Below are 4,632 nucleotides of genomic sequence, written 5' to 3'. Positions count from 1 at the left end.
AAGAAGATAAGTAAGAGGGAGTTGGCTGGTAGGACGGATGGATAAGCAGCGATAGTAGAAATAGAAAACAAAAAAAAACCTCACCGATCCATAATAGGACCAGTGAGGGTAAAGGAGAAATAAGGAAGAATACCTCTACTGTATTAGAGGCAGTAAAAGAATAAAGAAACAAAGATTAACTTCGTCACTCATTCACTACGTTCATTCGTGCATATTCTAAATATTTAATTATTATTTTTTATTCCTCTAGCACAGTTTATAGTTAGTATTTATTTAGTTAGTTATATGGTGTGGAACTTTAGTTCCGCACTATGTTTTATTCTTTTTATTATCTTTATTATCTTTATCTTTTACACTATATAGTTTGTGAGACCCCCCCATTTTACAGTGTGTTTCTAAAATTTTTTATTAGAAATTTATTACAAAACGCTAAAACCCTTATGGCTGTAGGGTTTATTACGTTCATAATTTAGACACATTTTAGAAATCAAGTGTACTGTGAACCTGAGAAGTTTTTAAGTTTGAGGTAAGAGGGGTGGATTTACGTTGTTAATCCCTGTTCTAGGGATTTTAACTTACTAAAGTAATACCATCTAGGATTATAAACTGACGTTAAAGGTATCTCGTGAGGGTGACCTAAATTTTCAGCGTTTTCTAGGCATAGAGAGGTTAATTTAATTGTTCAATCTTGTGCGGTTTTACGGCTTGCGTGCCTGTTTTACATAACGGCCCCATAAACTTTTTTTGCACAAACTCAGGGGTACCAAGGTTTTTAGCTATAGGTAATCCTAGAAGCCTATATAACAAATGCACAATGGCACTTAGCAGGTGGATCTATAGGATGTATGAAATTTAGTTGTATAAAATTTAATTGATTAAAAAAAAGGCTAACACCGTTATAGTGTCGCCTCGTATTCCTTCACTTTTTTATAGAATGTAGCTTTTTTCATATTTATAGCGTCCATAAAAGCCACCGCTGTTATCCTGCCGGATTTCCACTCCTTGTACAGTGTATCCCATTCTTTTGGTAGTTCTAAAATTGGTCTACCTAAATGTTTTCCTTTAGCCTTAGCTACAGCGATCCCCTCGGCTTGGCGTTGTAAAATCGTTTCTCTTTCCTGTTGGGCTATAGAAGTATAAACCTCAATGATTATATTGTTAATCATATCTATGACCCATTCTTGTCCCTCTGGTACGTCCTGCATTGTGGTAGGCAGATCAATTATTTTTACTCTGATTCCTTCTTTTTTGAAGTATTCTAAATAGCCCTTAATTAGTTCCTTATTTCGTCCCAGACGGTCTATAGACTTGATATAAAGAGTGTCACCGCTTCTCATTGCTTTAAGCATGTTCTGAAAGCCCTCACGGTCCATATCCTTCCCGCTTGCCTTATCGCTGTATATGTATTTCTCGTCCTTTACATACGGCTTTAAAGCCTCATACTGTCTATCTAATCTCTGTTCCAGACTCGACACACGAATATATCCAAAATTGATTCCCATTGATTAAAACCACCCTGTCTTTTTTCTGATAGTCTTAATATACACAAACCGTACATAAAGGTCAATTATTTTATAGACGTACATAAAGGTCGATTTTATTTATATATAGACGTTGATTAGGGCTGTTTATATACCGTCTATAATGGTGTACCTTTATGGACTAAAAATAAATTCGATGGTAAATGTCGCATTTTAGAGTTTTTACTGCGGATATATAGTATAGGGCATTCGGTCCACGTTCCAATTTTACCGTATGCAAATAAGTAAAGAAGGGAGAACGTGGTCCAGATGGTCGATGGTCCTTGTTAAAGCTTTAACTGTGTATTTGTTTATAAGGTGGGGGGTTACATCTGTACCATTAGATAGAGGTATAGGTAGAACCCGATACCGATTTATAAAAATTTTTAAAAAACTTGTATTTGCATATAAGAAAACATGAAAAAAATTGATATTCCTTATAAGGAGGTAAAGGAGTTTCTTTATTTTCTTGAAATCTAAGTGTTGCATCATAATATGAAAGGGTGATTTTTAATGGATTTAATGACGTTAAAAATGGTTTTGGTTGTATTTGGGGCTATGTTTCTTTTAATGACACAGTTTTTTTTGGTCACAGCTTTTTATGGGGTTATTTCTTCTTGTAATGCCGTCAGTTCCATTTTAAGTTCTTCTTCCTGCCGATCTAGTTCCTCAGCTTTAGCCCTATATTCAGAAATCACTTCTTTGGTTTCTACAAACAAGTCTTTTATCTCCATTCCTTTATGCCTCCAGTAGTGTAATAAATAAGTTCTTCACTTCTATCTTTTGGGTTTAGCTGCGTTATGATTTTTAAGATCAACAGCAATGCAATAGTAGCCATTATTTGTAGCCTCTTTGAGACTTCATTTCTAAAAGTTTACGGATACTAACTAACTCAATATTAGAAACTCTTAGACGCCTACAAGCTTCTTTAAATCGTTCTTTGTACAGGGGTGAAAACTCTATTTGTCCGTTTTCTAGCCGTGAAATAACGGTATGATCTACACCCATAAATTCCTCGAATTGTTTTAATGTTTTATTCCGTAAAAAACGCACCTGTCTAATATAGCGATAGTCCACACTATCAAGTTGGTTATACGGTAATCTCTCCATTCCTATTCCCCTTCTCGTATGAAATAAAATTGCACATGTAATAAAAAAAAGGTTGTGGCATAAAGCCAAACCCCTTAAACTTCCTTCACTATATAAGTCCATTAAACCCCCTCTGGAAACAGGTAGTTATCGAAATTTATTTTATTTATTTTCATATAATTGCTAGCAAAGGTGATAGTATTAAATAAGGTGAAAACAGTGTTAGCTTAGAAAGCAATAAACTAATAGAAGGGGTGTTATTATGGACAACAATTTACTAGTAAAAGACATGATTAAGGCTATTGAAAACAAGGAAATAAAAGTAGCTGAATTAGCTATCAAGTATGGATCTTCTGACAGGACAATCCAGACCAAAATTAAGAAGTTAGGATTTGAATGGGACAGTAAAGAGGCTAGATATAACTTTGTTGGAAGCGATAAAAGTGTATTTGATTTAGCTGTTTCAGAAGTATTCAAAAAAACGATTACTAACGATAGTAATAATATAAACAAAATTATTAGTAAAAAAGAGATTGAAAAGGCTAATAATCAAGTAGCTAGTAGCATTCAAGAAAATAGTAAAATAACCCCCGAAAAAGAAAAGGATATTGCTAGCAAAAAAACAAGCAAAAACAAAGTTAAAAATACCAGTGGTAATAATGGCGATAACATAGATAGATTGCTATCAGGAAAGAAAGTAAAAAAAGTTTATAAAGGATTTTATTTAGATAGTGATGTGCTATCAATTATTGATAGTGTCGATAGTGGAATTAAAAGTGAGTTGGTTAACGAGTGCTTACGGAAGGTCTTTAAAGAAAAAGGGTTGTTATAAAGGGTTCTAAGGGGGTTTACAGGCGTTTTTATGGGTGGTCCTAAGTTTTATAAAGGCAAATAGAAAACACCCGTTAAAATTGATTTTAGACGGGTCTAAAGGGCTTCTCTTTTTCTGGACGCATACGGGATTAGAGGTCCCGACAGCCTGGGTGGGATCTGTAGAAAAAACCTTATTACGACATATCGTAATAAACTTTATAAATTAAATTGCCTATTAAATTTTTTGTTGCTTCAAGAGATTCATAGAGTTAATATAATGAGTAACTGAATACTTGAACGGAACACAAAAAAGCCACTTTCTCAGCCTATACAGGATTGCCGTCCCGTATGGCTTCAACGAAAGTGACTTATTGTAAACCTAGTGTCATCACCACTAAGTTAATTTTTAATCCTGCACACAACAGGATTATTTTAGATAAACCCATTATAAACATTAAGTCCATGAGATTCAACTAGTAAATGCTAGGATCTTATACATAATCGGACCGGTTTAAAAGGCGTTATCTCTTTAACTTGGTGATAGGGTACAGGTTAAGAGATGCGTCTTTTTTGTTGTCTGTTCCTTGAGGTTGCCGATTAACTCAAGTAAATAAAATCGTCAGGTTATGTCTTAGCCACCGCAATAACTAAGACGCCCCTCACTAGAATCCTGTTCTTCTGGTGAGGGTAGGTGAGAACTACCTTAAAGGTTCGGAAGGTTATCGTTAGCATTACGGTGCTAGGGAACACATTCAGTTAGCTATTATAGGGGCGATATTATAAGAGGCTGACCAAAGTAAGTGGAATGTGTGTAGTGAAAGCTACTGAGTGAACAGGGTCTATACATACGGATACATGCCGACAACTAAGGGCAAGCCACTAGACACTTATCTCTCCTATTCTGTCAGATTAGTTTTTTTTATAATCTCTCAGAGTAGGGGATAAGTCTGTCTGCCAGCCGTTTCATACCTCTTCCACAAGCAAATTAACCCCTTAAAATCTTGTCAAGAAAAGTTTGCTGAAATACGTAAAGTTGCTTTAGAAAGATAACTGAGATAATAAAAATCAGTAAGAGAACTTAGCTACAGAAGGCTAGAGAGATACAAGAAGTAAGAGAAAAAACAGAAGAAACAAAGAAGATAAGTAAGAGGGAGTTGGCTGGTAGGACGGATGGATAAGCAGCGATAGTAGAAATAGAAAACAAAAAAAA

4 protein-coding genes are annotated in these 4,632 nt (G+C 34.9%); 1 reads left to right on the top strand and 3 read right to left on the bottom strand.

Annotated elements, in window-relative coordinates; genetic code table 11:
• Positions 1-896: 896 nt before the first annotated feature.
• The 3 genes from H9647_RS25430 to H9647_RS25425 form a co-directional block, all read right to left on the bottom strand.
• Complete coding sequence (locus tag H9647_RS25430) at positions 897-1,502, bottom strand: recombinase family protein (protein WP_191805268.1); 606 nt, start codon at positions 1,500-1,502, stop codon at positions 897-899.
• Between the two features lie 617 nt (positions 1,503-2,119).
• A complete protein-coding gene (locus H9647_RS26100) occupies positions 2,120-2,254 on the bottom strand; it encodes a hypothetical protein (RefSeq protein WP_263621339.1) in 135 nt (44 codons plus the stop codon).
• 103 nt (positions 2,255-2,357) lie between these two features.
• Positions 2,358-2,630: a helix-turn-helix domain-containing protein gene (locus H9647_RS25425; RefSeq protein ID WP_191805266.1), complete on the bottom strand. Its 273-nt coding sequence runs from the start codon at positions 2,628-2,630 to the stop codon at positions 2,358-2,360.
• A 241-nt stretch (positions 2,631-2,871) separates the two neighbouring features.
• Between H9647_RS25425 and H9647_RS25420 the strand changes: the two genes are divergently transcribed.
• The gene (locus tag H9647_RS25420) at positions 2,872-3,441 is read left to right on the top strand and encodes a hypothetical protein (RefSeq protein ID WP_191805264.1); all 570 of its coding nucleotides are present in this window, start codon (positions 2,872-2,874) and stop codon (positions 3,439-3,441) included.
• Positions 3,442-4,632 lie beyond the last annotated feature (1,191 nt).

The organism is Paenibacillus gallinarum (assembly GCF_014836635.1).
GTDB lineage: Bacteria > Bacillota > Bacilli > Paenibacillales > Paenibacillaceae > Paenibacillus > Paenibacillus gallinarum.
The sequence above is the reverse complement of the archived record's forward strand: the minus strand, read 5'-3'. Positions and strand labels throughout refer to the sequence as shown.

Bases quoted from the DNA above. Each gene is read 5' to 3' on its own strand.
- H9647_RS25430 (WP_191805268.1), bottom strand. From the start codon at position 1,502: ATGGGAATCAATTTTGGATATATTCGTGTGTCGAGTCTGGAACAGAGA.
- H9647_RS26100 (WP_263621339.1), bottom strand. From the start codon at position 2,254: ATGGAGATAAAAGACTTGTTTGTAGAAACCAAAGAAGTGATTTCTGAA.
- H9647_RS25425 (WP_191805266.1), bottom strand. From the start codon at position 2,630: ATGGAGAGATTACCGTATAACCAACTTGATAGTGTGGACTATCGCTAT.
- H9647_RS25420 (WP_191805264.1), top strand. From the start codon at position 2,872: ATGGACAACAATTTACTAGTAAAAGACATGATTAAGGCTATTGAAAAC.